Below are 25,611 nucleotides of genomic sequence, written 5' to 3' on the forward strand. Positions count from 1 at the left end.
CGACCAGGGCGGACAGCTTAAGGACGTTTCCACGAATCCCGCACAGATTCTGCGCGACTCCTCCATATACGGTTTCGTGGGCACTACAGTCACCCGCGCACCGATCACCGCGCAACGCCGGGCACCAGGCGGCCGGGTGGGGGTGTCGGCACACCGAGTTGCATTGTTCTGGGGGGATTCATGCGTGAAATGGTCAAAGGGTCGAATGTTTCGCTCGCCGCTCTGAGCGAGAACACCGACTCGGTGATCGTCAGCCTGGGCTGGGGAAGCTCGACCGGTGAAGGGGACGCCGATGTGTCCGTCCTCCTGCTGGACGCGAACGGCAAGGTCCGCAGCGACGCCGACTTCTGCTTCTACAACAACCCGGTTGCCGCGGACGGAAGCGTGCAGCTCCTGGGCAAGACGCCGACGGCGGACGGCGACGAGGACCGGATCAGCTTCGACCTGACCGCGGTGTCCCCCGAAGTCGATCGCATCGTCCTGGCCGCCAGCCGTTACGAAGGCGCCCGCTTCGGTGAACTGGACCGCGTGAAGCTGGCGTTGGCGGACGGCGGAGGTGAGGAACTCCTCCACTTCGCCATCGACGACGCCGACTCGGTGAGCGCGATCATCTTCGGCGAGCTGTACAGGCGGGCCGAGGAGTGGAAGTTCCGTGCCGTCGGCCAGGGTTACGACGCGGGTCTCGCCGGTCTGGCCGCGGACTTCGGGGTCGACATCGACGACGACGCGGCGGCCGAGGCGGCACTGGACGAGGCAGCCGACGACGATCAGCCGGACACGACGGCGCCGGCATCGGAGTCGGTATCGCCATCGGCATCGGCATCGGCATCGGCATCGGCCGGTGAACCCCAGCCGCGAGACACGCCGGCGGCGGTCCCCTCCCCTCGCCGGCCGGAAACCGAGACCCAGCCGACGAAGGCGACGGCCCGGCCTCGTACGGCCAAGAAGAAGGTCACCCTGCCCAAGGCGGTCAAGAGGACGCTGGCCGAGAACGAGTCGTGGAGGGACGCGCGGCTCTTCCCTGCGTCGGCGCTCAAGAGCGACCGGGAGCGCGAAACGCGTGCGACCTCGGTACTGCTGTCCGTGATGGCTCAGGTGCCGGAATTCGGCAGGAGACTCACCGCCGCCTTCGGAGCACCGGCCGGCCGCATGGAGACCTTCACCGAGGTCACCCTGCCGCACGGTGACACCCCCCGTCGCCCCGACGGAGTGATCCGGGTCGAACGGGCCGGCAAGCTGTGGACGGCCCTGGTCGAGACGAAGACCAACGGCAGCGCGCTCAAGGCCGAGCAGGTCCAGGCGTACATGGACATCGCCGCGCGCCGTGGCTACGAGGCCGTGATCACCCTGTCGAACGACGTCGCGCTGGAAGGCAGCCCGCTCGTCGAAGTCAAGATCGACAAGAGGCGCAAGCACAAGGTGGCCCTGTGGCACCTGTCGTGGGCGGAAGTCGCCCATCAGGCGCAGCTGTTGATCAGGCACGAGGGCGTCGGCAACGCGGCGCACGCCTGGCTCCTCCAGGAACTGCTGCACTATCTGCGGCACGAGAACTCCGGCTGCCACGGCTTCCAGAACATGGGGCCGGCCTGGGTGCCGGTACGCAAAGGGATCGACGACGAGACCCTGTGCCAGGGAGACTCGCGCGCGCTGGAGGTCGTCGAGAGCTGGGAACGCCTCGTACGCCAGGTCTGCCTGCGGCTGGGCGGCGAACTGGGCCAGAAGGTACTGCCTGTCCAGCGCACCAGACGCGGAACCGATCCCAAGGCTCTGCGCGGCCTTCTCGCGGATCAGCTCTGTCTCGACGGGCGGCTTCAGTCGGAGCTGCGCATCGAGGGGACGCCCGGCGTCCTGGCGATCAGCGCGGACCTGCGTACGGGCAAGCTCCGTACCTCGATCGAGATCCCGGCACCCGAGCAGGGCTACCCGTTGTCGTGGGCGAAGCGGCTGGTCCGGCGCCTGGCCGAGGCGCCGGCGGATCTTCACGTCGAGACCCTCGTCGAAGGGGAAGCGGCCGGCCCCCGGGGAACGCTCGAACGCCTCCGCCCCGAGCCGGCCGACATGCTGCCCAAGGAGCCCGCCTCCCGGATCACCGGGTTCCGGCTGTCCCTCCTCAAGAGCATGGGAAGCACGCGCGGGAACGCGGAGTCGGGCTTCATCCGCAGCGTCGACGACGCGGTACACCGCTTCTACACCGGGGTGGTGGTCCACCTGGACGGTACGACATCCCGCCGTACACCTTCCAAGGACGGCGCGACGACGGGCTGAGCCCAGCGACCGGACGGGGCGGCCCCGGCAATACGCGGCAGGCACAACCATGTCCGCTGCGGCGTGAGCCTCTGGCCCGTCCGGTCGGTACGCACTACTGGACGCTGTTCGGCGTCCAGCGAAGCGTCATGTCGGGCAGGTTCTCCATATTGCGATCACCATCGTTGGTGTCGAGGACGGTGAAACTGTGGCTCTCGTAGAACGCGCGGGCATCGGTGTTCTGCTGAAAGACGTGCAGGGACACCCCGTCAGGGCTGTGCCGCCTGACCTCATCGAGCAGTAGCGTGCCGATTCCTTGCCGGCGGACGTCCGGGCGCAAATAGAGGTGTTCGAGCATGTCGCCGTCGAGAGCCGCGTAGCCGATGATCTCGGCATCACGCACTGCGACCCAAGTGCGACACAGCTTGAGCAGGACGTCCTGGACCCATCTGGTCACCTGCTCGTGACTGCGCTTCTGCGGGGGCAGGTAGGGCATGGTCGCCGACCGAGAGGTCATGTGGATGCGCGCGATCAGGGCTGCATCCGCATTCTCCGCGAATCGGATCCGAGTCTTGCCGTCATCACTCACGCCGGGAACCTACAGGCCCAGCAAAGACTCGATCCAGAGACAGGCGGGATTCCCGCCGGATCGGTCAGCAGCTTCCTGACCTGAAAAGGCGCCTCGAAGCCGCCGGGGATCTTCCCGAGCCACCTGCCGCGGACTGAGGTCTCCCGCCGGGAACTTCGACACGTGTTCGACAGGGCCACCCGCGAAAACCCGGTGACAGCCGTGCGACCCCGGACCCATCCCTTGATCATCGGGAAGGCGTTCGGGGTCTCGCCGTATCGGGCGAAACATGCTCTGACCAGCAAAAAGCCCTCCCCAAAGGGAGGGCGGAGACTGGCGCCCCCGGCAGGACTCGAACCTGCGGCCAAGCGCTTAGAAGGCGCCTGCTCTATCCACTGAGCTACGGGGGCCGGGTGTGTCGGCCTGTGTCCTGGTGCCCGGGTGTGGGCGGATCCGTGACCTTGCCGGGGACAAGGATAGGGCTCCCGCATCCCTGCCCCGCATACTGCGCCTCCGTGGCTCGATGTGGAGGTTCAGTGAAGCGGTCCTGATAATCGCAGGCGGGTACGAATCGTGCACCGCTTTTGGCGTCTCGCGCATCGGGTGTTGTGCACTCGTTATGCCTGCGCCCCAGTCATCCCTTCCGCCCCGTCTGTCCTGTCGGCGCGCAGACATACCCATATGCTTCAGAAAGACTCTAAAATTGGGCATTCTTCGCATGTGGTGACCTTGGACGTACGGCCTCAGCTGCTCGACGCACTTTCCGCCCTGCGCGACCGTGTCGCCGCCGCACGCTTTCCGCTGCCCCTGGCAGGGGCTCCACGAGCGCGTGCCAACCGCGACGAACTGCTCGCACAGCTCGACGACTATTTGGTGCCCCGGTTGAGGGAACCCGAAGCACCCCTTCTCGCCGTCATCGGAGGGTCCACCGGCGCCGGCAAGTCCACCCTCGTCAACTCCCTTGTGGGGCGCCGGGTCAGCGAAGCGGGCGTACTGCGCCCGACGACCCGTACCCCGGTGCTGGTGTGCCATCCGGAGGACCATCACTGGTTCAGCGGCATGCGTGTACTGCCCCAGCTCACGCGCGTGTGGATGCCCCATCAAGAGCCCGGCGACGATCTGCCCGCCGGCGTCAAACGCGGGGAACGGGTGCTGCGTATCGAGACCGCCGACACGCTCCCCCGCGGTCTCGCCATCCTCGACGCGCCCGACGTCGACTCCCTGGTGGCCGAAAATCGGGTGCTGGCCGCCGAACTGATCTGCGCGGCCGACATCTGGGTGATGGTCACGACGGCCGCGCGGTACGCCGACGCGGTGCCGTGGCATCTGCTGCGTACGGCCAAGGAGCAGAAGGCGACCCTGGTGACGGTCCTGGACCGGGTGCCGCACCAGGTGGTGTCCGAGGTCTCGCGGCAGTACGGTGCGCTGCTCGCCAAGGCGGGACTAGGCGAGGCACCCCGCTTCACCGTGCCCGAACTGCCCGAGTCCGCCTGGGGCGGCGGTCTGCTGCCCGCCACGGCCGTCGCACCGCTGCGTACGTGGCTCACGCACCAGGCCCAGGACCCGGGAGCCCGCCACGGGGCCATGGCCCGTACGGCCCATGGCGTCCTCGACTCCCTGAAGGCGCGGATGCCGGAACTGGCCAGTGCCACCGCCGCGCAGTACGCCGCCGCGACACGGCTCACCGCGGCCGTCGACGGGGCGTACGACAGCGAGCACGCGCGCGCGAAGGGGCGTCTGCAGGCCGGGGCCGTGCTCTCCGGGGACGCCCTCAAGCGCTGGCGCGCCTATCCCCTCGACTGCACCGCCGAGGAATTGCTGGACGCGCTCGTGGAAAGCCTGTCCGCCCTGCTGCTGTGCTCCGTCGCGGCCGCCGACGAACGCGTGGACGACGCCTGGCGCCGTGAACCGGCCTCGGGCGCTCCGGGGCTGACGGACCGTGATCCGGCGCTGGAGAGCGCGGAGCACCGGATCGGCCTGGCCGTACGACGCTGGCGACGCGTCCTGGAGGAGTACGCCGAGGACGAGGTGCGCGGCCTCGACAAGAGTGTCGCGCCGGACTCCTCGGTGGTGGCCGCGCTGGTCGCCACCGCGCTCCTGGGCGGGCGCAGGGCGCGCAGCGCGGGTGAGGGACTGGCCGAGCGGATCGGGGCCCACGGCGCGCTGCGGCTGCGCGACAAGGGCGGCCGGCTGCTCACGGACCTCATCGACAAGGCCCTCCAGACCGAACGCGAGCGCCGGCTCGCACCCCTCGAAGCGCTCGACGTCCATCCGGAACCCCAGGCCGAACTCATCGCTGCGCTGTCCGTACTGCAGAAGGAGAGGTGACCGCGGTGACTGCCGTCACTGACCACACGGATCAAGCCGACCGTCCCGGAGACGGACGTCCCGAGGACAGTCGTCCGGAGAACGGCCGTCCCGCGGAGGACCACTCCGAGGACGGCGTCTGCGAAAACGCCCCCTCACGAGCAGACGCCCCTTCCCGAGCGGGCGCCCCTTCCCGAACAGGCGCCTCGGGCGACCAGCGCACCGACCTCGACGACCGCGACGACCGTGACGGGGCGACCGGGGGCGCCAGTGGTTCTCAGGAAAGCCGCCCGGACGACGGCCGGGCCGGTGCGGCAGGTTCCGGGGCCCGGCCCCTGGAGGGCACCAGGGAGGCCGGAGGGGGTGACGAGGGGGGCGACGGCGGCAAGGCAGCGCGGAGCGACGGTACGGCCGGACAGGGAGGCTCCCAGGACGCGTCAGGAACGGAGTCCCGCGCGCGTGGGGAGGGCGACGACCCGGCGCACCCGGAGGACGGCCCCGTCTGGGACGACGGCCTCATCGCGCGACGCGTGACCGAGACGGCCCCGGCCCGGTACCAGGCGCCGTCGGCGGAGGCCAAGGCCGCCGTCCCGTCGGTGCCTGCGCCCCTCGCGTACGACGGGCCGCTGCGCTCGCGCCTGGACGCGCTCCGTGAACTGATCGGCCTCTCCCGCGCCCGGCTCGACAGCGGAACGCTCGCCGAGGCGGGCCGGGTCCTGGACGAGGCGGCGGCCCGCCGCAGGCTCTCCGGGGAGCACACCGTCGTCGCGATCGCCGGAGCCACGGGCAGCGGCAAGTCGCAGCTCTTCAACGCGCTCGCGGGCGTGGCGATCTCGGAGACCGGCGTACGCAGGCCGACCACCTCGGCCCCCGTCGCCTGCACCTGGAGCGACGGCGCGGCCACCCTGATCGACCGGCTCGGCATCCCGGGGCGGCTGCGCAGACGGCCGTTGCAGAGCACGGAGGCGGAGGCCCAGCTGCGTGGCCTGGTCCTGGTGGACCTGCCCGACCACGACTCGGCGGCCGTCCAGCACCGCGAGCAGGTGGACCGGGTTCTCAAGCTGGTCGACGCGGTCATCTGGGTGGTGGATCCGGAGAAGTACGCGGACGCCGTCCTCCATGAGCGCTATCTGCGGCCGCTGGCCGGGCACGCGGAGGTCACCTTCGTGGTCCTCAACCAGGTGGACCGGCTCCCCGGCGAGGCCGCCGATCAGGTGCTGGACGATCTGCGGCGGCTGCTCGACGAGGACGGCGTCGCGCTCGGCGAGTACGGCGAGCCGGGCGCCACCGTCCTCTCCCTGTCCGCCCTCACCGGGGCCGGGGTCCCCGAACTGCGTGAGTGTCTCGGCCAGTTCGTGGCGGAACGCGGCGCCGCCGCACGACGGATCTCAGCCGATCTCGACGCGGCCGCCGCACGGCTGCGGCCCGTCTACGCGACGGGATGGCGGGTCGGGCTCAGCGAGGAGGCGCGGGACGAGTTCGCGGACCGGCTCGCGGACGCGGTCGGCGCCGTGGCGGCCGGCGAGGCCGCCGAACGGTCCTGGCGCCGCAACGCCAACCGCGCCTGCGGCACGCCCTGGCTGCGGCTGTGGCGCTGGTATCTGGAGCGGCGCGAACCCCCGACCGGGCGTCTGCCCGTGCGCGCTCCGGCGGACGAGGAGGCCACCGCCCGCCAGCGCGTCGAACAGGCGGTGCGGACGGTGGCCGACCGGGCCGCGTACGGGCTTCCCGCGCCCTGGGCGCTGGCGGTGCGCGAGGCGGCCGTACGGGGCGCGCAGGGGCTGTCCGAGGCGCTGGACGACATGGCGGCGCGCGCGGCGGCACCGGCGGGACGGCCGCCGAGGCCCGGCTGGTGGCCCGTCGCGGTGCTGGCGCAGGCCGCGATGACGATCGTCCAGGTCATCGGCGGGCTCTGGCTGGTGGGCCAGATCATCGGGGTCATGTCTCCGAATCTCGGGGTTCCGGTGCTGCTGATGGTGTCGGGCATCGTCGGCGGCCCGGCCGTCGAGTGGGCCGGCAGGATGGCGGCTCGCGGGCCGGCGCGGCGCTACGGCCTGGAAGCGGAGAGACGGTTGCGCGAGGCGGCCGCCGGTTGCGGAAGGGCCCGGGTGCTGGATCCCGTGGCGGCGGAGTTGCTGCGGTATCGCGAGGTGCGGGAGCAGTACGGGCGGGTCATGGGGACGGCGACGGCGGGTACCCCGGTCGGGTGACGCGGTTTTCCACAACCGTCCGTCGGCCCACAGCGCCCAGCGGGCCCGGCCGGGCGGAGGCAGTCTGATCCCGCGGCGATCGCAGCGCATGCGTTCGCCGCGGCAGACGCATCCGCACGGGAGGGATTCACGATGAACGAGACGATGGTGTGCGCGGTGGGCAACGTGGCGACACGGCCTGTGTACCGGGAATTGGCGAACGGCGCGTCGGCGCGGTTCCGGCTGGCGGTGACCTCGCGGTACTGGGACCGCGAGAAGAACGGGTGGACGGACGGGCACACCAACTTCTTCACGGTGTGGGCCAATCGCGCGCTCGCCACGAACGTGGGAGCCTCGGTGTCGGTGGGGGATCCCGTCATCGTGCAGGGCAGGCTGAAGGTGCGCACCGAGACCCGCGACGGGCAGAGCTGGACGTCGGCGGACATCGACGCTGTGGCGATCGGCCACGATCTCTCCCGGGGTACGTCAGCCTTCCGGCGTCCGTCCAAGGAGGGCGAGCCGGCGGCGGCGCAGCACCCCGAGCCCAGTTGGGAGTCGGTCCCGGACGCCCCGCCGGAGGGCGTGTCCCCATCACGTCCGGAACCGGCCGGGGTGACGTGATGTCAGCGAGGGCGACGGCCTGACCGAACTGCGGCCTATCGACAAATACATGACGAACAGTCCCTATGGATTTGTCGATAGGCGCAGCTCACGAAGTGATCGCGATAACGATTCCGAGTCAGATCGGTTATCGGACGACAGGACCGGGGGGAGCGATGCGGCGCTTCTTTAGGATGCCGAACACAGCTCTCGGGGCTTCTGATTCTGCTGGCGGGACCGTCCCCCATGTCAAAGGGTCCTGCGCGAAGGGGAATTCTGTGTCATCTGCGTTCTCGGTGTTGTCCGCGCGCGGACGACGGGCAGCCCGTCTCGCCGCCGCGGCCCTGGTGTGGGGGCTCGCCGCAACGGGAACGCTCGCCGCAGCCGGTACGGCCGTCGCGGAGGAGATCCCGCAGAGCCAGGGCGGAGCGACCGCCACCATAGGGGACCTGAAGACGTACGGGTCGGCGGTCATTCACGAGAACGGCGAGGACTCCTGGGTCTCGGCCGGCCTGTTCGAGATGTCCGTCGAGAACGGCGGCATGCTGCAGACCTACGGCATCGACCTCCACAACCCGACGCAGCGGGACTCCAGATACCAGGAGACCTCCTGGAGCGGCACATCCCTGAGCGGCAACAAGGACGCGGGCCGGATCCGCTGGATCCTCGAGAACTCCTACCCGCAGGTGAACGACCTGGCGGCGCTCGCCGAGAAGGCCGGTGCCACCGGTCTCACCGAGCAGGACGCGGCGGCAGGCACCCAGGTGGCGATCTGGCGGTACTCGGACGGCGCCGACGTGGACGCCGCGGACCCGCAGGCGGAGAAGCTCGCGGACTATCTGCACAAGAACGCGCGGGACCTGGCGGAGCCCGAGGCCTCGCTGACGCTCACCCCCGCGGCGGTGTCCGGCCACCCCGGTGAGCGGCTCGGCCCGGTCACGGTGCACACCAACGCCGGCAGCGTGACGGTGACACCGCCGACGGACATCGCCGCCGGCGGTGTGAAGGTCGTCGACCGGGACGGCAGGGCGATCACCTCCGCCATCAACGGGAGCCGGCTCTTCTTCGACGTGCCGAAGGACGGCGCGGACGGTTCCACCTCTCTCACCGTGCAGGCTTCGACGACGGTGCCGGTCGGCCGCACCTTCACCTCGGAGACCCGCAGCCAGACACAGATCCTCGCCGGCTCCAGCGAGTCCACCGTCTCCGCGACGGCGAGCGCGAAATGGGCGGCGAAGGGTGCGGTACCCGCCCTGTCCGCCCAGAAGAACTGCTCGAAGGGCGGTGTGGACATCACGGCCGCGAACAAGGGCGACGCGGCGTTCACGTTCGAGCTGATGGGCGTCGAGCACACCATCGCGGCGGGCATATCCGAGACGCTCCTCATCCCGCTGCAGGAGGACCAGGCGTACGACTTCACGATCGGCGCCGCGGACGGCGGCGGGCAGCGGTTCAAGGGCATCCTGGACTGCAAGACCCAGGGCGGTCCGAGCGGCATCTCGGCCCAGACCTTCAGCGAGCCGAGCCCGGCGTCGGTGGGAGGCGCCGGCGGGGGCACCGACCTCGCCGAGACCGGCGGCTCCGGACTGACTCCGGTCATCGCGGGCGCGGCCATCGCCCTCGTCGTGATCGGCGGTGCCGTGGTGGTCCTCGTCGGCAGGAAGCAGACACCGCCGCAGGTCTGACGTCCCGGCACCTGGGCCGGGACCGGGGTGATCAGCCGCCCCGCCGACGGAAGTCGACGGAGCGGCGGCCGCACCAAGGGAGCGGCGTCAGTACGGGCTAGGGCTGGGCCTTCCGGATGCGTACGACGGCGAAGGCCGCCGCGAGCAGACCGAGAACGCCGACGATCAGACCCGCGGTGCCCAGGGCGCGTGCCGTGGAGTCACTGCTCTTGTCGCTCGCGGTCGATTCAGCGGCGGCCGAGGACGAGGACGAGTCGGAACCGGAGGCCCCTGTCCCGGCCGAAGCGGGCTTCTCTGCCGCGCCCTCGGCGGTGAGGGTGAGCACCGGAGCCGGGCTCTCCGGCTCCTCCTCGCCCTTCTGCGGCTGCTCGATCCAGCGGGCCACCTTGCCGTCCGAGTAGGTCTGGAGCGTCTTGAAGGTCAACTGACCGACGTCGTCCGGGAGCTGGCCGAAGGCGACCTGGAAGTCCTGGAACTCGCCGTGGCGGATCCGGCCGCCGGTCCAGGTGATCTCGGAGACCGCGTCGGTGATCGTGCCGTCGTCCGTCTTGACGGGCTTCTTCAGCTTGACGGTCGTCGCCCTCGCGGTCCAGCCCGCCTGCGGGGTGACAAGGACACCCAGGACCGGGTGATCGGTGGGCAGGAAGATCTGCACCTTGGTGGTGCTGGCGGTGTCCTCCTCGTTGGGGACACGGAAGCTCAGGAGGCCGTCCGTGGCTCCCTTGGCATAGCTCTCGGGGTGGACCGTCACGTGCGCGAAGGCCGCGCCCGCGGCGGTCAGGACGCCGGCGGCGGCGAGGGCGGCGACGGTGCCGGTGCGGCGCAGGGTGGTGCTGATCGGGGACATCAGGGGAACTCCGTACTGAAGGGAAACGTGGTCAGGGCGTGTGAGCGGGCCCTGCCGGCGGTCCCCGGCGCGAGACGGCGTGACGCAGCAGCGGCCGGCCGAGCGGCCACGGCTCGACGGCCTTCCGGCGCACGACATCTCCGTACGGCCGTACCGGAGACGGTCCCGTCCTCGTCCTCCACCATGCGGCGAGCCCCGGGACGAACGTCACGGCCCGGCGCAGCAGGGACCACAGGGCGGCCTCGCCGCGCCGCAGCCACCAGGTCGCCAGCAGAGCGGCGGCGACATGCGCGGCCGTGGCGTGCGGGGTCAGGGCGTGTGCGGCCGGGTACGCCATGTGCATCCCGTGCATGTTCATCGCCATGCGCGGCCGGGCGGCCCCGAAGCCGAGGTGGAGTCCCGCCTGCGCGACGAGCATGGCGCCGCCTATCCCGGACAGGGACCGTTCGCGGCCGCCCAGCGCACAGCCGGTGGCGAAGACGGCCAGCAGTCCGGCGCCCTCCGCCCACAGCGGCGGCGCCTGCCCGGTGGCGAGCGCGTGCCCCCCGGCGGCCAGCAGCACGCACAGGACGGCGAACACCGCGGCGCGCAGACTCCGTACCGCCGGCGACGCATTCATAGTGCCCAGATACTGCCATGGGGAGGGAGTGACCGTCGCGGCTTCCCCCCGCGGTCCGCCGTCGTGGTCCGCCCGGCTCCGCGTACCACGGCTCGGGTAGGGTCCGGCTGAGCCTGGGAGGGACCCGACATGCGTCTTCGCTGTGCCGTGCTGGACGACTATCAGAGCGTCGCGACCCGGATCGCCGACTGGTCGCCCGTCGCGGACACCGTGGAAGTCACGGGTTTCGACCGGCACTTCGGTGACGAGGACGCGCTGGCGGCCGCGCTGGCGGACTTCGACATCGTCGTCACACTGCGCGAACGCGTGCCCTTCCCGGCGTCCTTGCTGGCCCGGCTGCCGCGGCTGAAGCTGCTGATCGCCTCCGGGATGCGCAACTCGGCGATCGACTACGCCGCCGCCGAGGCGCACGGGGTGACCGTGTGCGGCACGCCGAGTTCCTCGACGCCGCCGGTCGAGCTGACCTGGGCCCTGCTGCTCGGCCTCGCACGGGGGATCGTCACGGAGAACAACGCCCTGCGGGCGGGCGGTCCTTGGCAGAGCACCGTCGGCGCCGATCTGCACGGCCGGCGGCTCGGCCTGCTCGGGCTGGGCAAGATCGGCGGCCGGGTGGCCCAGGTGGGGCTCGCCTTCGGCATGCGGGTCGGCGCGTGGAGCCAGAACCTCACCACGGAACGGGCCGAGGAGGTGGGGGTGGACCTCGCGGCCTCCAAGGAAGAGCTGCTGGCGGACAGCGACTTCGTCTCCGTCCACCTCGCGCTCGGCGACCGCACCCGGGGGCTCGTCGGCGCCGCCGAACTGGCCCTGCTCAAGCCGACCGCCTACCTCGTCAACACCTCGCGCTCGGCGATCGTCGACCAGGACGCCCTGCTGGCCGCGCTGCACGCGGGGCGTATCGCCGGGGCGGGCGTCGACGTGTTCGACGCCGAGCCGCTGCCCGCCGGCCATCCGATGCGCTCGGCCCCTCGCCTGCTCGCCACCCCGCACCTCGGCTATGTGTCGCGGTCCAACTACGAGACGTACTACGGGGCGGCCGTCGAGAACATCCAGGCGTTCCTGGCGGGCACACCCCTGCGCCGCCTCGGCTGACCGCGCCCGCCCGATCACCGGCTCGGCCGATCACAGGTCCGCCCGATCACAGGAGCCGGACGAACGGCCGCCCGTCCGGCTCCTGTTCGAACAATGATCCCCTGGCAGAACGCCCGTGACCAGGTGCGGACGGACGCGTTGAACGGGAAGTGCGGTCGCGTCCGAGCCATCGCACTCATCGAGTCGAAGGAGAACGTGATGTCTCGCATCGCGAAGGCCGCCGCAGTCGTCGTGGGCACGGGTGCCGTTGCCCTCAGCGGGGCCGGAATGGCCATGGCTGACGCCGGCGCCCAGGGCGGGGCCGTCGGCTCGCCCGGTGTCCTGTCGGGCAACGTCATCCAGGCCCCGATCCACATTCCGGTCAACCTGTGCGGCAACACGATCAACGTCATCGGTCTGCTGAACCCGGCCTTCGGCAACACCTGCGTGAACGGTGACGCCCACTTCAAGGAGCACAAGGCGGGCAAGAAGCACCACGGGGCCAAGAAGCACCACGAGGTCAAGAAGCACCACGAGGCCCGCGGCTACGGCAACTGAGCCCAGCACACCGAGCCCTGCACGCGCGAGGCCCCCGGCGGGACGTCACCGTCGGGGGCCTCGCCGTTGCCGTTGCCTGTGGCTGTGGCTGTGGCTGTGGCTGTGGCTGTGGCTGTGGCTACGCGTACCGGTAGATGTGGCTGTGGTCCTCCATCGATTCCGGCGTCACGCCCCACGGGGGCATCTTCTCGCGCCGGGCGACGATGCGCCGGTACTGGGAGTCACGTGAACCCGGGGGCCGCTCGGGCAGATAGCGGGCACCCTTGTGCAGCTTCTGCCAGCGGGACCACTGAAGGTCGACGAAGGCGTGGTGCAGCCAGAAGGCGGGGTCGTTGACCGAGGCGCCGCCCAGCATGTGGCCGCCGACCCAGCGGTGGACACGGTTGTGGTTCTCCCAGGTGGCGTTCCCGGTCCCGTGCCCCCACCCCTCCAGCCGGTTCCGGAAGCCGCGCGTGGTCGTCGAGTCGAAGGGCGCCGTGTCGTAGACGGGGTCGTTCAGGGCCGCGTTCAGCGCGGCCCGTGTGGGCAGTTGGATCGGCTTGCGCGGGCGGCCGAACTCACGCATGAGGAACGCGCCGTCGGTCACCCCTTCCTTGATCGTCCACTTGCCCTGCGCGTAGGCGAAGGGTCCGGTCATGACCTGCCGGTCGGAACGCCGCCCGTCGCCGCCGAGCAGGTCCTTGGTCCACGGGGCGGAGGCCGGCGTGCGGTCCCGCGTCCAGTCCCAGTACGGCACGCTCACACCGGAGTCCACGCGCCTGAGCGCCTGCTCCAGGTCCAGCAGGAAGCAGCGGTGCCAGGGCAGGAACGAGGGCGCCATGTGGGCCGCGCGCAGTCCGCCGTCGCCGTCGGAGACGTAGTAGTCGATGTGCCTGCGGACGAACTCGTCGTATTCTCCGCGGCGCTTGACCTCCAGCATCGCGGTGACGAAACGGCGCCGCTCCGCGCTCGTGAGGGTGCTGACGTTCTTACGCGTGTACACCATGGTGGTGGCCGCTCCCCTCCGTACCGTTCTTCCCTGTGCCGATCCCCCGCCCGCCCACGCCGGCCGCCATGCCGTCCATGCCATCCATGCGCCTGAGCTGCTCGGCCGGGCCCAGCTGCTCGACGGCCGCGCGGACCGCCGCCAGCGGTGTCGGATACGACTCGTAGTGGTCCACCATGCTGAGATAGCTGCCGTCCGCGCGGCGCATCAGATGGAGCGGCCGGCCGTCCACCGTGACCTGCCACTCGCCGCCCGCGAACGCGGCCCTGCCGTCCGAGCGGCTCTGCGTGCCGAGGATGTGCCGGCCTCGGTACACCTCGTCGAACGAGAGGTCCCGGGGGCGGCGGCGCGGCGGCCGTGAGGCCGCGACGACGGGGGCCAGCGCCACGCCGACGGCCGACACGAGCAGTCCCCGCATCGCACCGCGCCGGGTCAGCGCCAGCCCGCCCGCCACGCGTTCCGTCCCGCGGCCGCGCGCCGGGTCGCCCGGCACCCGGCCGCCCCGCCCGCGCCTCGGTACTCTGCCCGGCATCCAGCTGGCGAACATGCTTCTCTCCTCGGCGAATCGATGCTGTTTCGGTCGGTATCACGTAACGATTCCGGGAACGTCATCAGATCAAGATTCCCCCGACGGACTCATTAGTCGTCCGATAGGGAGACCTCAGCTCGTCCAGAAATCCCACCAGCGGGTGAGGATCAGCATTCCGATGATGCCGATGTGCAGCACCGGAACGACCCAGGTGAACTCCGCGAGAAATACCTTCAGCCATTCCGGGGCGGGCAGAAATGCGTTCCGCACATTGAAGGATGTCACGTACCAGAACATGATGATCGTGGCGGCCCACGCCAGACAGCACCACAGACACAGTGCGTTGATCCGGTAGAACGACTGGAACTGGAGCCAGCTGCAGAATCCGACTCCGAACAACATGCCCGCGTTGAAGGTCAGCCAGTACCACCGCGGGAATCCCGCACCGGTCAGCAGACTCACGCCGACACAGATCACCACGCTGTACGCCACCAGGCCCAGCATCGGGTTGGGGAACCCGAAGGCCGACGCCTGCTCGCTCTTCATGACGCTGCCGCACGAGACCACCGGGTTCAGGCTGCACCCCGGAACGAAGTTCGGGTTCTCCAGCAGCTTGAACTTGTCGATCGTGATGACCCACGCGGCGAGAAGACCGGCCGCCCCGGTGATCACCAGCAGCACGGCCAGGGCCCGGCCGCTGCCGGCGGTGTGGCCGCGCGGACCGTCGCCGCCGCTCGCCCCCGATCCCGCGGCGGCCGCCATCAGCCGCGCAGCCTGCGCGCGGGCAGCAGCACGTGGGACGCGCTGAGCAGAGTCTCCTCGTCGCCCGCGAAGGCCGTCAGGTCCTCGGGCGCGACGGGCTTGCCGGGCTGGGCCACGGGCCAGGCACGGGTGGCGAACAGGAAGTAGGCGTAGCCGCGTTCCCCGACCGCCTCGAGCCACTCCGGCGGCGCCACGCACCGGGCATTGAGGTACGGCATGCTGACGACGGCCTGGCCGGCCTCGACGAGCAGGGTGAGCGGCAGGCTCGGCTGCCGGGATCCGTCGATGAGCTTGTCGCCCACGGGCAGTCCGTTGTCGATGAGCAGCTGCCGGATGGCCGCGGCGGAGCCCTCGGGGCCCCCTTCGCCGTCTCCCAGCGAGTAGGCGAGGAGATAGGGCATGTCGCCGTCGGGAGCCTCTCCGCTGAATGCCATGACGGCGAGCGTGCCGAGATCGGCGCTCCGAAGTGAGCGCTTTTCGCTTGAGGTTGAGGTCACCGCGGAACCTTATCGATGCGCCCGTTCGGGTTCTGACCCGATATCACCCGACCGGGGGATGTCAGGGAGTGTGACCACACGAACGAGGTACGCGGCTCGAACAGCGCGAAGGACCGATTCCGCACCTGGGGAATCGGCCCTTGTCACCACATCGGCCGCGCGATGTCAGTCGTTGAGGCAGACGTTGCCGAAAGCCGGGTTCAGCAGACCGATAACGTCGACCGTGTTGCCGCAGACATTGACCGGGACGTGAACGGGGACCTGGACGACATTGCCCGACAGAACGCCCGGGGAATTGACCGCGGCACCCTCGGCCCCGGAGTCCGCGGCGGCACTCCCCGCGGCGGCACCCGCGGCCATTCCGACGGTGGCGAAAATAAGAGCGGCCTTCTTGGCAGTGTTCATTGTGAGCCCTTTCATCGGAGATTTTCTCCAGAGCCTAGGGAAATGCCCGAAGGCATTGCGGAAAGACACGCACGCAAGGGATACGACTAACCCTGAGGGGGAAGCCCGCCGAGGAGCTGCGCGGGGGAGGCCGTCGTGTTCAGCGTCTTCGCCGCGCTGTTCACTCCGCTCAGCGCGGAGTCCTTGTTCTCGGTGTCGAGCGCGTTGGACTGGTGCTGGAGAGGGAAGACGTCCTGCACGCTGAGCGAACGCTGGCTGGTGACGGTCTCCAGGGCGCCGTTGAGGCTGGAGGGCGCGAGGTCGGAGGCTCCGGCGGCGAACGCGGGCGCGGCGGCGCCGGCGACGACCAGGGACCCGGCGACCACCGCGGCGGCCTTGAGAGACTTCATCGTGTTCCTTTCTTCGGCGACGGATGTCACCGGAGGGAATTCCTCTGTGCGCTGCCTAACGAGCCCCGAACGCAACGGAAACTCCGCGTGCGGAGAATTCCTGCGCCCCGCCGGGAGCCCCGGCGCGTCACGCCGGACGGCACCAGCCCGTGCCGGGCTTTCGCGCGAACGGCCGGCGCCGGGCGCGCCGACGCGGACCGGCCGCCCTCCGTTTCGGGAGGACGGCCGGCCGGAAGGGTCCGCGACGGCGTCAGCCGTTGACGCAGGTGTTCCCGACCGCGGGGTTCAGCAGACCGATGACGTTCACGGTGTTGCCGCAGACGTTGACCGGGACGTGAACGGGAACCTGCAGGACGTTGCCCGACAGGACGCCCGGGGAGTGGGCGGCCGCGCCGTGCGCGCCGCTGTCGGCGGCGGCGATGCCGGCGGTGCCGGCTACGGCGGCGGCGGCAACGGAGGTCAGGGCCAGGCCCTTCGCGATACGCGACATGGGGAAGTGCTCCTTGGAAATCGACACAACATCCGGGCGGAATGCCCGGCTCTGGTGCAACGCGTGAGGCTCACGCGGGTTGTGCCTCCAAAGGGGTGATGTCTCGGACGGCTGGACTTGACCGTTCCGACACACATCACAGTTTTCGATGACAAAGGTGGACACCAGCTAGAGTCAGGCTCTCCAAGGACGGCTGGAAGCAGGCGTCCAGGGGCGCCGGGGGCTCGCGGGGAGCCGACGCGCACACGCCTGATTCATCCGATTCTCGGATTTCCGCCCGTCCTCTCGTCCAGAACCTTTTCCCCGAAAGGGCACCGCCGGTCATGCGTACTTCCCCGGGCCTGCCGCTGCGCCGTGCGATCGTGGGCGGCTCCGCCCTCGCCGCCTGGGCGCCCGGCGGCCCCGCGTCCGCGGAGCCGCCTGCCGACAGGCCGCCCGCGGCGCGGGCACAGACGCTCCCGTTCACCCAGCGGTACCACGCGCTCCAGCACGGCGGAGTCGTACGGACCGTCAACTCCTCGATCTGCTGCCGGAGTTCGGCCGGGACACTCGGCTCCGGCGAGGAGCGCGTGGTCCGGCTGGACCGGATCGAGCTCCCCGGACACGTACGGGGCCGGGGCCCGGTCGCGTACAACGGCGACCGCGGAGGCGGGGGCGGCTCACTGTCCGTCTCGACGGGCCGCGGTACGCCGACGTCGCCGGGCGACCTGGCCGACCCCCGGGACGACGTGCCGAATTCCACGATCGGCGGGCCCGGACCCGGTGCCCCGAGGCGGGTGCCCTCGTACGCGAACACCCTCGGCTGCGACTCGGAGATCCTCGAACTCGGCGAGGGGATCCGCGGCGGGGGTGACCAGTTGGCCTTCCGGATCGTTTCGCAGCGGGACGCGGCCTGGATCGGAGCACTTTTCGCCGCCGTCGACGCGAAGCAGTGACGCGCGCCCCGGTGCGCCGCCCGTGAGCAAGGAACCGCGCATGCATCTGCCAACAGACCCTCCGCCGCGGGTCCTTCATGTCACGCAGCCGGTCGACGGCGGTGTCGCACGCGTGGTCACCGACCTCGTCCGTGCCCAGATCGCCGCCGGAACGCGGGTGACCGTCGCCTGCCCGGACGGCAACGGCTTCGCCCGGGAGCTGCGGGCGCTCGGCGCGGACGTACGGTCCTGGCACGCGACGCGGGCGCCGGGGCCTCAGCTCGCTCAGGAGGTACGGCGGCTCGGCCGGGTCCTGGCGCGGGTACGGCCGGACGTGGTGCACGCGCACAGCGCGAAGGCGGGGCTCGCGGCCCGGCTCGCGCTGCGTGGACGGGTACCGACGGTGTTCCAGCCGCACGCCTGGTCGTTCGAGGCCGTCGACGGTGCCGCCGCGGCGCTCGCGCTGCGCTGGGAGCGGTGGGGGGCGCGCTGGGCGTCCCGGGTGGTGTGCGTCAGCGAGGCGGAGCGCGCGACCGGCGTACGAGCCGGAGTGCGCGCCCCGTGGAGGGTGATCCCCAACGGCGTCGACCCCGGGCGGTTCCACCCCGCCGACGCGGACGCCGTACGAGCCGGGTTGCCGCTGCTCGCGGAGGTCGGTCCGGCCGCTCCCCTGGTGGTGTGCGTGGGACGGCTGTGCCGGCAGAAGGGGCAGGACATCCTCCTCGACGCGTGGCCCTCGGTGCTGCGGCGGATGCCCGCGGCGCGGCTCGTGCTCGTCGGGGACGGACCGGACTCGGCGCGGCTGCGCGCCGTGGCACCGCGTGACGTGCTGTTCGCCGGGGCCGCCGCCGACGCGGTGCCCTGGTACCAGGCCGCCGATCTGGTGGTGCTGCCGTCCCGCTGGGAAGGCATGGCGCTGGCCCCGCTGGAGGCCATGGCCTGCGGGCGTCCGGTCGTCATGACGGACGTGGACGGCGCCCGCGAGAGCCTGCCGCCGGGGCACGACGCCCGCTGTCTGGTGGCCGCGCCGGAACCGGCGCCGCTGGCGGAGGCGATCGGCGCGCTGCTGGCCGATCCCCCGCTGCGCGCCTCGCTCGGCCGCCAGGGGCGCCGCCACGTACTGACCACGCACGACGTGCGCCTCACGGCCGACGCGGTCGCGGGGGTGTACCGCGAACTGCTGGCCGGCCGAGAGCCGCAGCACGCCGGAAAGGTCATGTGCGCGGACCACACCGAGTGCAGGGAGTCCATCCACTCGTGACTGCGGAAAGCACCGTTCCCACCCCCGGCGGACAGCCCTGGGAGTACGGATTCTCACCCGTCTCGGTCATGTCGTCGCGCGAGAGCGACGGCGGTTTCAGGTTCCCGGCCGGACAGCGGAACACGGTCCGGCGCGTCTCCTGGCTGCCGCTGGCCGCCGTGGACGCCGTCGCGGCGCTGACGGCCGCACAGGCGCTCACGGAGATCCAGCGGCACCCGCTGTCCGTCGTCGCGCTGCTGCTGGTCGTGGTCCTGCTGAACGCCCGGGCTTCCCTGTACCGGCCGGCGCCGCTGCCCGCCCTGCTCGACGAACTGCCCGCCGTCTGCGCGCGGATCGCGGTCACCTGGTGCGCCCTGGCCGCCGTCTTCGCCGCGTTCGCCCCGGACGACGCGCTGACGACCCGGACGCTGGCCCTGGGATGCGCCGCGCAGTCGGTGATCAGCTGCGCCGGCCGGGGCACCGTGCACTGGCGGCGTCGCCGGGCCCTCACGCGGCACCCCGGCGCCGCCCTGGTGATCGGTCCCGCCGGGACCGCGCAGCGGGTGGCCGCGGCCTTCCTGCGCCACCCGAACTGCGGGGTACGGCCGGTCGGCGTCGTCGCCGACCGGCCGACCGGCCCCGACGGACTGCCGGTGCTCACCACCGGCGAGGAGGTGCAGCGGGCGCTCATCCAGAACGGGGTGCGGGCCGTGCTGGTGGTGGAGCCGCCGGTCAGACGCGGGCCGATGCTGCGGGCGCTGGCCGTCGCGGGCTGCGAGCTGTGGGAGGTCGACCCGGACTCCCCGTCGTACGACCGCACGGGCCGGCACACGCTGGCCGGCTTCGCCTGCCGCCCCCTGTCGATCGGCGCCCGGCGCGCCGCGTTCGGGAAGCGGTTCCTCGATGTCGCCGTCTCCGGCACGCTGTTGCTGCTGGTCAGTCCGCTGCTGCTGGTGTTCGCGGCCGTCCTGCGGCTGACCGACGGGCCCGGTGTGGTGTTCCGGCAGGAGCGCATCGGCAAGGACGGACGGCCGTTCACGCTGCTGAAGTTCCGCACCCACCGCCCGGTCGACGCGCACGAGGCCGCGACCCGCTGGAGTGTGGCGGGCGAACAGGAGATGAGCCGCTTCTGCGCGTTCCTCAGACGCACCTCGCTCGATGAGCTGCTCCAGCTCCTGAACGTCCTGTGGGGCGACATGAGCCTGGTCGGACCGCGCCCCGAGCGGCCCTACTTCGTGGCCAAGTTCAGCCAGACCTACCCGGGCTACGCGGCCCGGCACCGGATGCAGACCGGCATCACCGGACTCGCCCAGGTGCACGGGCTGCGCGGCGACACCTCGATCGAGGACCGGTGCCGGTTCGACAACGCGTACATCGACAACTGGTCGATGTGGCAGGACATCTGCATCCTGCTGCGCACGGCCGCGGCGCTCGTGCGCCCGACGGGGAGCTGAGCCGGTGAGCCAGGCCCTGCCCGTCACCCCCCTGGACAGCGTGACCGCCGCCCTGCGGCGCGCGCTGCCGGTCCTGCCCGTCCTCGCGGTGATCGCGCTGCTCGGGCTGCCGATCGCGCCGAACGGCAAGGGCGGCGCGAACATCGCGGACGCCATGTCCGGTCTCGTGGTGCTCTGCTGCGCGATCCGTCTCGTACGGACCCGCCGGCGCCCCCTGTCCGCGACCGCCGCCCTGGTTCTCGGTCTCCCTGTGGTCGGCATCTCGGTCGCGGCGGCCGGGGCGGCGGACCCGGGCACGGGGATCACCGGGCTCACCCGCTATCTCCAGGTCTTCGTGCTGGTGCCGGCCGCGGTCCTGCTGCTCGTCCGCGACCGGCGCGACCTCAGGCTGCTGGCCTGGTCGTTCGTGGCGCTGGCGCTGTGGCAGGGGGCGATCGGGGTGCGGCAGTACGTCACCGGGACCGGCGCCTCGTACCAGGGCGAGGACGTCCGGGCGGTCGGCACCTTCGGGCCGACCGACGTGATGGGCATGGCGACGGTGGTCGCGTTCGGGGTGGTGTGCGCGGTGGCGCTGGCCCTGGGAGCCGGTGAGGCACGGCAGCGCTCCGTCGCCGTGCTGTGCGCGCTGGCCCTGCTGCCGCCGCTCGCGCTGTCGTTCAGCCGGGGCGCGTGGATCGCCACGGCCGTGGCCTGCGGCGCGCAGCTCGTGCTGGCGGGGCTGCGGCGCGCGGTGAAGGCGGTCGCCGCGCTGGCCGCGGCCGGGATGATCCTGGTGGGCGGGCTGGGCCTCGGCAGCGCGATGCTCCAGGAGCGCGTCACCAGCATCACGCAGGTCACCGACGCGCCGGACCAGTCGGTGACCGACCGGTACACGATGTGGGCGGCGGCCACCGACATGTGGCGCGAACACCCGCTGACGGGCGTCGGGCTGAAGGGCTTCCCCGAGTACCGGGACGGTCACGCCTCGCTCGCGCTCTCCTCGGGCAGCGACATCGCGGGCGCGGGAACCGCCTTTCACAAGCAGGCGCTGCTCTCGCCGCACAACATGTATCTCCTCGTGCTCAGCGAGCAGGGTCTCGTCGGACTGCTCGCGCTGGCGGGCAGCTGGCTGGCACTGCTGGTGTGCGCGCTGCGCGGACTCTTCCGCCTACGCCGCACGGCACGGCACGCCCCGGGCCCCGGCCTCGCGGCGGCGGGCCGTACCCCGCACGGCACGGACTGCGCGCTCGTCGCGTGCGGGCTGCTCGTCTGGCAGCTCGTCGACTTCGTGTACGCGGACATCGGCGGCCCCTCCACGGTCCTGACGGCCGTCGTCTTCGGCGTCATCGGCTGGTGGGCCCTGATGGATCCGTCGGCCACGCCCGGCACCGGGGCCGCGGCCCCCGCCGCCGCCGTACGGGAAGAGGCCGCGGCGCGATGACGGTGACGCCGCCCAGGGCGGGGGAAGGCCCGGACACCACCCCGGACTTCGGGATGGGCAGGGCGACGGACACAGGCGCGCGGACCGGTCCGGGAGCGGGCACGGGGGCGGGGACAGGTTCGGGTGCGCGCACCGGTTCGGGAGACGGCACGGAGACCGGCACAGGCACGGGGACCCGTGCGAGGGGCGGTATGGGTGTGGGGGGCGTGGGGATGAGCACGGAGACGGAATCGGAGACGGGGGCGGGCGTCGGCTCGGGGGCGGGTGCCGCCGCGGGAACCGGCGCCGAGCCGTCCTTCCCGTTGCCACCCGCCCGCGTCTCCGGCCCTCCCGACGGTCCACAGCCCGCGTCCGTCGCCGTGAGGACCCCCGGTTCCCGGAAGGGCCGGAAGAAGGCGGACCGGAAGAAGGCGGACCGGCCCGGAGCCGCCTCCGACCGGTTCCTCGCCAAGGCCGCTTTCGTCACCGTCGCCCTCTCGATCGCCGGAGCCCTGCTGGGCCTCGGCCGGGACCAGGCGCTGGCACATCTGTTCGGAGCGGGATCGGACACGGACGCGTTCCTCGTCGCGTGGACGGTGCCGGAGTTCGCGGCGACGCTGCTGATCGAGGACGGGCTGGCCTTCGTGCTGATCCCGGCGTTCAGCATGGCCGTGACGCGGCGTGCCCGGGGAGCCGCCGGTGATCCCGTACGCGCCCTGGTCGCCGCCACCCTGCCCCGGCTGGCGTTCGCCTTCGCGGCCTTCGGCGCGCTGCTCGTCGCGGGGGCGCCGTACCTGGTCGAGGCACTCGCGCCCGGCCTGCCCGACCCCCGGCTCGCGGTGGACTGCACCCGGCTGACCGCGACCTGTGTGTTCTCCTTCGGGCTCGCCGGGTACTGCAGCGCGGCCCTGCGGGCGCACCGGCGCTTCGTTGCACCGGCGGCGATCTACATCGCGTACAACACCGCGATCATCGGGGCGATGTTCGTCCTTGGCGCCCGCTGGGGCGTTCGGTCGGCGGCCCTCGGTGTCGCGGTCGGCGGCGCGCTCATGGTGCTGGCGCAGGCACCGTCGCTGTGGCGGCAGCTGCGGCGCGGGCGGCCGGCGACCGGGACCCCGGACGGTGAGCCGGCCCGCCCGATGGACCTGACCCTCATCGGTACGGTCCTGCTCTTCGCGCTGTGCCGGCAGTCCCAGGTCCTCATCGAGCGCTTCCTCGCCTCCTCGCTGCCCGCCGGGGCCATCTCGCATCTGAACTACGCCCAGAAAGTGGCCCAGATGCCGATGGTGCTCTCGCTGATGCTCTGCACGGTCACCTTCCCGGTGGTCGCGCAGGCCATCGCCGAGGGCGACACCGAGCGGGCCCGCGACCGGGTGGAGCGCGATCTGACCCTCGTCGCCTGCACGGTGCTCCTCGGCACGGCCGTGGTCGTGGCGTGCGCCCCGCAGATCATCCAGCTGCTCTTCCAGCGCGGCGCGTTCACCGCCCAGGACACGGCGGCGACGGCGGCGGTCATACGGGTGTACGCCCTCGGACTGCTGGGTCACACCCTGGTCGGCGCGCTCGTGCGCTCGTACTTCTGCTCGGGGCGGCCGACCTGGTACCCGCTGTTCGCGATGACCGCCGGGGTCGTCGCGACCGGCTGGGCCGGGGCCCTGGCCGTCGGCCCGTGGGGGGTCCGCGGGATCGCCGCGGCCAACGCGGCCGGCGTCACCCTCACCGCCGTGCTCCTGCTGTACGGCATGGGTCCGCGCAGTGTGCCGATCCGCACCCGCGCGGTGGTGGCCGAGATCGGCAAACCGCTGCGGGCCGCCCTGACCGCGGCGGTGACCGGTGGTCTGTGCGCGAGGGGCGTGGATTCCCCGCTGCTCGGACTCGTCGTCGGCTGCACGGTCGTGACCCTCGTCTTCGCCCTGCTGGCCTGGGCCTTCCGGGTCGAGGGGTTCGTCCCCGCACTCCGTTCCGTCACACGAAGGGTTCAGAATGCCCGTTTCCGCTGACACCAGCAGACGTACCGGTACGAGCTCCCTCGACGCGCCGCCCTGGGTGGCGATGTACCACTCCGTCGGAGACTGTTCCGACGACCCGTACCGTGTCACGGTCTCCCCGGACCGCCTCGGCCGACAGCTCGGCTGGCTGAGCCGGCGCGGTCTGCGCGGGGTGTGCGTCGCGGACCTGCTGGCGGCCCGTGCCTGCGGCCAGGGGCGGGATCTGGTGGGCCTGACCTTCGACGACGGGTACGCCGACTTCGTCGAGACCGCGCTCCCCCTCCTGCGGCGCCACGGGTTCGGCGCCACCCTGTTCGTGCTGCCCGGCCGGCTCGACGGCGACAACGTCTGGGATCCGCTGGGCCCGCGCAAACCGCTGCTGGGCAAGCAGGGCATCCGGCTCACCGCCGCCTCCGAGGGCATGGAGGTCGGCTCGCACGGACTCACCCATGTCGACCTGACTAAGGCCGACGACGCCGTGCTGCGCGCCGAGGTCGCGGAGAGCAGAGCGGTGCTCTCGGAGCTGATCGGTGCTCACGTCGAAGGCTTCTGCTACCCGTACGGGACCGTCGACCGCCGGGTCGTCGACGCCGTCCGCGAGGCCGGATACGGCTACGGCTGCGGGATCGACCCCGGCCCGCTGACCGGCCCGTACGCCCTCCCCCGTGTGCACATCGGCGAGAACGACACCTCCGTACGCCTGTTCCTGAAGCACCGCCTTCACCGGCTGCGCCGGCGCCCCGTCGAGGCGGTCCGGTGAAGGTGCTGCACATCATCACCGGCCTCGGTGTCGGTGGCGCCGAGCAGCAGCTGCGGCTGCTGCTGCGGCACCTGCCCGTCGCCTGCGACGTCGTGACGCTGACCAATCCGGGCGCCGTCGCCGAGGGGCTCGCCGCCGACGGCGTGCGCGTGATCCACCTCGGCATGTCCGGCAACCGCGACCTCGCCGCGCTCCCCCGCCTGGTGAAGGTGATCCGCGCGGGCCGCTACGACCTCGTGCACACCCACCTCTACCGGGCCTGCGTGTACGGAAGGCTCGCCGCCCGGCTGGCCGGGGTCAAAGGGGTCGTGGCCACCGAGCACTCGCTCGGCCACTCGCAGATGGAGGGCCGCCGGCTCGGCCCGGGCGTACGCGCCCTGTATCTGGCCAGCGAGCGGCTCGGCCGTTCCACCGTCGCCGTCTCGCCCACGGTCGCCGAACGGCTGCGGCGCTGGGGTGTGCCCGCACCACGCATCGAGGTCGTGCCGAACGGCGTCGACATCACCCGCTTCCGCTTCGCCCCGGACCTGCGCGAAGGCACCCGCCGCCGGCTCGGGCTCCCCCAGGACGCGTACGTCGTCGGCGGCGTCGGCCGGCTCGCGCCCGGCAAGCGGTTCGACGTCCTGATCCGCGCGATGGCCGAGCTGCCCGGGGACTGCCGGCTGTTGCTGGTCGGCGGCGGCACGGAGGAGACCGCGCTGCGGCGCGCTGCGCACGACGCCAGGGTCGCGGACCGGGTCCTGTTCGCCGGGGAACGCCCCGCGGGCGGCTCTCCCGGCGCCGATCTGCCGTCCCTGATGGGGGCCATGGACGTCCTCGCCTCGCCCAGTCCCGAGGAGGCGTTCGGGCTGGCCGTCGTGGAGGCGCTGGCGGCCGGACTGCCGGTGCTGTACGTCTCCTGCCCGGCCGTCGAGGACCTCCCGCCCGGGGTGGCGCGCGGCGCCACCCGGGTGGCGGGCGGTGCGGATTCCTTAGCCCGCGCGCTGGCCGGCGTCCGTGCCGGGGGCCCCGCCCCCCGCTCGGCCCCGGAGGCGGCCCGCCACTACTGCATCACCCGCAGCGCCGCACAGCTCATGGACGTGTACGCGGCCGCTGTCTCGCGCACCTGACTGGA

24 protein-coding genes and 1 tRNA gene are annotated in these 25,611 nt (G+C 71.8%); 14 read left to right on the plus strand and 11 right to left on the minus strand.

What is annotated here, in order from left to right:
- The first annotated feature begins 180 nt into the window (after nt 1-180).
- Nucleotides 181-2,265: a TerD family protein gene (locus OG485_RS16795; protein WP_328669175.1), complete on the plus strand. Its 2,085-nt coding sequence runs from the start codon at nt 181-183 to the stop codon at nt 2,263-2,265.
- Between the two features lie 94 nt (nt 2,266-2,359).
- On the opposite strand, the gene OG485_RS16800 is transcribed toward OG485_RS16795, so the two are convergent.
- Both OG485_RS16800 and OG485_RS16805 read right to left on the minus strand, forming a co-directional pair.
- On the minus strand, nt 2,360-2,833 hold the full coding sequence (locus OG485_RS16800) for a GNAT family N-acetyltransferase (protein WP_328669176.1): 474 nt from the start codon (nt 2,831-2,833) through the stop codon (nt 2,360-2,362).
- A gap of 313 nt (nt 2,834-3,146) precedes the next feature.
- Nucleotides 3,147-3,222: transfer RNA gene (locus OG485_RS16805), tRNA-Arg, on the minus strand.
- Between the two features lie 271 nt (nt 3,223-3,493).
- On the opposite strand from OG485_RS16805, the gene OG485_RS16810 reads away from it, so the two are divergent.
- The 4 genes from OG485_RS16810 to OG485_RS16825 all read left to right on the plus strand — a co-directional run bounded on the left by OG485_RS16810 (nt 3,494) and on the right by OG485_RS16825 (nt 9,593).
- Nucleotides 3,494-5,140: a dynamin family protein gene (locus OG485_RS16810; RefSeq protein ID WP_328669177.1), complete on the plus strand. Its 1,647-nt coding sequence runs from the start codon at nt 3,494-3,496 to the stop codon at nt 5,138-5,140.
- A 5-nt stretch (nt 5,141-5,145) separates the two neighbouring features.
- Nucleotides 5,146-7,329 carry a YfjP family GTPase gene (locus OG485_RS16815; RefSeq protein ID WP_328669178.1) on the plus strand — a complete coding sequence of 728 codons (2,184 nt, stop codon included), beginning with the start codon at nt 5,146-5,148 and terminating at the stop codon, nt 7,327-7,329.
- A gap of 132 nt (nt 7,330-7,461) precedes the next feature.
- A complete protein-coding gene (locus OG485_RS16820) occupies nt 7,462-7,929 on the plus strand; it encodes a single-stranded DNA-binding protein (protein ID WP_328669179.1) in 468 nt (155 codons plus the stop codon).
- A 257-nt stretch (nt 7,930-8,186) separates the two neighbouring features.
- The gene (locus OG485_RS16825) at nt 8,187-9,593 is read left to right on the plus strand and encodes a thioester domain-containing protein (RefSeq protein WP_328669180.1); all 1,407 of its coding nucleotides are present in this window, start codon (nt 8,187-8,189) and stop codon (nt 9,591-9,593) included.
- Between the two features lie 97 nt (nt 9,594-9,690).
- On the opposite strand, the gene OG485_RS16830 is transcribed toward OG485_RS16825, so the two are convergent.
- Nucleotides 9,691-10,440 (minus strand): YcnI family protein, encoded by a 750-nt coding sequence (locus tag OG485_RS16830; RefSeq protein ID WP_328669181.1) that lies wholly within the window; start codon nt 10,438-10,440, stop codon nt 9,691-9,693.
- 31 nt (nt 10,441-10,471) lie between these two features.
- Nucleotides 10,472-11,059 (minus strand): hypothetical protein, encoded by a 588-nt coding sequence (locus OG485_RS16835; protein ID WP_328669182.1) that lies wholly within the window; start codon nt 11,057-11,059, stop codon nt 10,472-10,474.
- A gap of 129 nt (nt 11,060-11,188) precedes the next feature.
- On the opposite strand from OG485_RS16835, the gene OG485_RS16840 reads away from it, so the two are divergent.
- Both OG485_RS16840 and OG485_RS16845 read left to right on the plus strand, forming a co-directional pair.
- On the plus strand, nt 11,189-12,148 hold the full coding sequence (locus OG485_RS16840; RefSeq protein ID WP_328669183.1) for a D-2-hydroxyacid dehydrogenase family protein: 960 nt from the start codon (nt 11,189-11,191) through the stop codon (nt 12,146-12,148).
- 198 nt (nt 12,149-12,346) lie between these two features.
- Nucleotides 12,347-12,685 (plus strand): chaplin, encoded by a 339-nt coding sequence (locus OG485_RS16845; protein ID WP_328669184.1) that lies wholly within the window; start codon nt 12,347-12,349, stop codon nt 12,683-12,685.
- A 118-nt stretch (nt 12,686-12,803) separates the two neighbouring features.
- Here the strand turns inward: OG485_RS16845 and OG485_RS16850 are convergent, their stop codons facing one another.
- The 7 genes from OG485_RS16850 to chpG form a co-directional block, all read right to left on the minus strand.
- Nucleotides 12,804-13,670, minus strand: a complete 867-nt coding sequence (locus tag OG485_RS16850) for a tyrosinase family protein (protein ID WP_328669185.1) — start codon at nt 13,668-13,670, stop codon at nt 12,804-12,806.
- Entirely contained in the window at nt 13,654-14,217 is a 564-nt protein-coding gene (locus tag OG485_RS16855; protein ID WP_328669186.1) for a tyrosinase family oxidase copper chaperone, read from the minus strand. Before OG485_RS16855 ends, OG485_RS16850 begins: the two co-directional genes overlap by 17 nt.
- A gap of 114 nt (nt 14,218-14,331) precedes the next feature.
- The gene (locus tag OG485_RS16860) at nt 14,332-14,961 is read right to left on the minus strand and encodes a vitamin K epoxide reductase family protein (protein WP_328669187.1); all 630 of its coding nucleotides are present in this window, start codon (nt 14,959-14,961) and stop codon (nt 14,332-14,334) included.
- A complete protein-coding gene (locus OG485_RS16865; RefSeq protein ID WP_328669188.1) occupies nt 14,961-15,458 on the minus strand; it encodes a DUF5949 family protein in 498 nt (165 codons plus the stop codon). The genes OG485_RS16860 and OG485_RS16865 overlap by 1 nt, the downstream gene beginning before the upstream one ends.
- 165 nt (nt 15,459-15,623) lie before the next feature.
- Complete coding sequence (locus tag OG485_RS16870) at nt 15,624-15,863, minus strand: chaplin (protein ID WP_443048712.1); 240 nt, start codon at nt 15,861-15,863, stop codon at nt 15,624-15,626.
- Nucleotides 15,864-15,949: 86 nt separating this feature from the next.
- Nucleotides 15,950-16,252: a hypothetical protein gene (locus OG485_RS16875; protein ID WP_328669189.1), complete on the minus strand. Its 303-nt coding sequence runs from the start codon at nt 16,250-16,252 to the stop codon at nt 15,950-15,952.
- Nucleotides 16,253-16,502: 250 nt separating this feature from the next.
- Complete coding sequence (gene chpG, locus OG485_RS16880; protein WP_328452311.1) at nt 16,503-16,742, minus strand: chaplin ChpG; 240 nt, start codon at nt 16,740-16,742, stop codon at nt 16,503-16,505.
- A gap of 323 nt (nt 16,743-17,065) precedes the next feature.
- On the opposite strand from chpG, the gene OG485_RS16885 reads away from it, so the two are divergent.
- From OG485_RS16885 to OG485_RS16915, 7 genes are all read left to right on the plus strand, one after another.
- Nucleotides 17,066-17,677, plus strand: a complete 612-nt coding sequence (locus OG485_RS16885; protein ID WP_328669190.1) for a hypothetical protein — start codon at nt 17,066-17,068, stop codon at nt 17,675-17,677.
- 40 nt (nt 17,678-17,717) lie between these two features.
- Nucleotides 17,718-18,917, plus strand: a complete 1,200-nt coding sequence (locus tag OG485_RS16890) for a glycosyltransferase family 4 protein (RefSeq protein ID WP_328669191.1) — start codon at nt 17,718-17,720, stop codon at nt 18,915-18,917.
- Nucleotides 18,914-20,350, plus strand: coding sequence for an exopolysaccharide biosynthesis polyprenyl glycosylphosphotransferase (locus OG485_RS16895; RefSeq protein WP_328669192.1), 1,437 nt, complete (start codon nt 18,914-18,916; stop codon nt 20,348-20,350). The genes OG485_RS16890 and OG485_RS16895 overlap by 4 nt, the downstream gene beginning before the upstream one ends.
- 4 nt (nt 20,351-20,354) lie before the next feature.
- Nucleotides 20,355-21,770 carry an O-antigen ligase family protein gene (locus OG485_RS16900; RefSeq protein ID WP_443048713.1) on the plus strand — a complete coding sequence of 472 codons (1,416 nt, stop codon included), beginning with the start codon at nt 20,355-20,357 and terminating at the stop codon, nt 21,768-21,770.
- A gap of 212 nt (nt 21,771-21,982) precedes the next feature.
- A complete protein-coding gene (gene murJ / locus OG485_RS16905; protein WP_328669193.1) occupies nt 21,983-23,749 on the plus strand; it encodes a murein biosynthesis integral membrane protein MurJ in 1,767 nt (588 codons plus the stop codon).
- The gene (locus OG485_RS16910) at nt 23,733-24,497 is read left to right on the plus strand and encodes a polysaccharide deacetylase family protein (protein WP_328669194.1); all 765 of its coding nucleotides are present in this window, start codon (nt 23,733-23,735) and stop codon (nt 24,495-24,497) included. The genes murJ and OG485_RS16910 overlap by 17 nt, the downstream gene beginning before the upstream one ends.
- Nucleotides 24,494-25,606 (plus strand): glycosyltransferase, encoded by a 1,113-nt coding sequence (locus OG485_RS16915; protein WP_328669195.1) that lies wholly within the window; start codon nt 24,494-24,496, stop codon nt 25,604-25,606. The genes OG485_RS16910 and OG485_RS16915 overlap by 4 nt, the downstream gene beginning before the upstream one ends.
- Nucleotides 25,607-25,611: the final 5 nt, after the last annotated feature.

It is taken from the genome of Streptomyces sp. NBC_00328 (assembly GCF_036139655.1).
In the GTDB taxonomy this organism is placed as follows: Bacteria; Actinomycetota; Actinomycetes; order Streptomycetales; family Streptomycetaceae; genus Streptomyces.

What these genes read in the sequence shown, in the direction of transcription:
- OG485_RS16795 (WP_328669175.1), top strand. Translation starts at nt 181, where the DNA reads ATGCGTGAAATGGTCAAAGGGTCGAATGTTTCGCTCGCCGCTCTGAGC.
- OG485_RS16810 (WP_328669177.1), top strand. Translation starts at nt 3,494, where the DNA reads ATGCTTCAGAAAGACTCTAAAATTGGGCATTCTTCGCATGTGGTGACC.
- OG485_RS16820 (WP_328669179.1), top strand. Translation starts at nt 7,462, where the DNA reads ATGAACGAGACGATGGTGTGCGCGGTGGGCAACGTGGCGACACGGCCT.
- OG485_RS16830 (WP_328669181.1), bottom strand. Translation starts at nt 10,440, where the DNA reads ATGTCCCCGATCAGCACCACCCTGCGCCGCACCGGCACCGTCGCCGCC.
- OG485_RS16835 (WP_328669182.1), bottom strand. Translation starts at nt 11,059, where the DNA reads ATGAATGCGTCGCCGGCGGTACGGAGTCTGCGCGCCGCGGTGTTCGCC.
- OG485_RS16840 (WP_328669183.1), top strand. Translation starts at nt 11,189, where the DNA reads ATGCGTCTTCGCTGTGCCGTGCTGGACGACTATCAGAGCGTCGCGACC.
- OG485_RS16845 (WP_328669184.1), top strand. Translation starts at nt 12,347, where the DNA reads ATGTCTCGCATCGCGAAGGCCGCCGCAGTCGTCGTGGGCACGGGTGCC.
- OG485_RS16850 (WP_328669185.1), bottom strand. Translation starts at nt 13,670, where the DNA reads ATGGTGTACACGCGTAAGAACGTCAGCACCCTCACGAGCGCGGAGCGG.
- OG485_RS16855 (WP_328669186.1), bottom strand. Translation starts at nt 14,217, where the DNA reads ATGTTCGCCAGCTGGATGCCGGGCAGAGTACCGAGGCGCGGGCGGGGC.
- OG485_RS16860 (WP_328669187.1), bottom strand. Translation starts at nt 14,961, where the DNA reads ATGGCGGCCGCCGCGGGATCGGGGGCGAGCGGCGGCGACGGTCCGCGC.
- OG485_RS16870 (WP_443048712.1), bottom strand. Translation starts at nt 15,863, where the DNA reads ATGAACACTGCCAAGAAGGCCGCTCTTATTTTCGCCACCGTCGGAATG.
- OG485_RS16875 (WP_328669189.1), bottom strand. Translation starts at nt 16,252, where the DNA reads ATGAAGTCTCTCAAGGCCGCCGCGGTGGTCGCCGGGTCCCTGGTCGTC.
- chpG (WP_328452311.1), bottom strand. Translation starts at nt 16,742, where the DNA reads ATGTCGCGTATCGCGAAGGGCCTGGCCCTGACCTCCGTTGCCGCCGCC.
- OG485_RS16885 (WP_328669190.1), top strand. Translation starts at nt 17,066, where the DNA reads ATGCGTACTTCCCCGGGCCTGCCGCTGCGCCGTGCGATCGTGGGCGGC.
- OG485_RS16890 (WP_328669191.1), top strand. Translation starts at nt 17,718, where the DNA reads ATGCATCTGCCAACAGACCCTCCGCCGCGGGTCCTTCATGTCACGCAG.
- murJ (WP_328669193.1), top strand. Translation starts at nt 21,983, where the DNA reads ATGAGCACGGAGACGGAATCGGAGACGGGGGCGGGCGTCGGCTCGGGG.
- OG485_RS16910 (WP_328669194.1), top strand. Translation starts at nt 23,733, where the DNA reads ATGCCCGTTTCCGCTGACACCAGCAGACGTACCGGTACGAGCTCCCTC.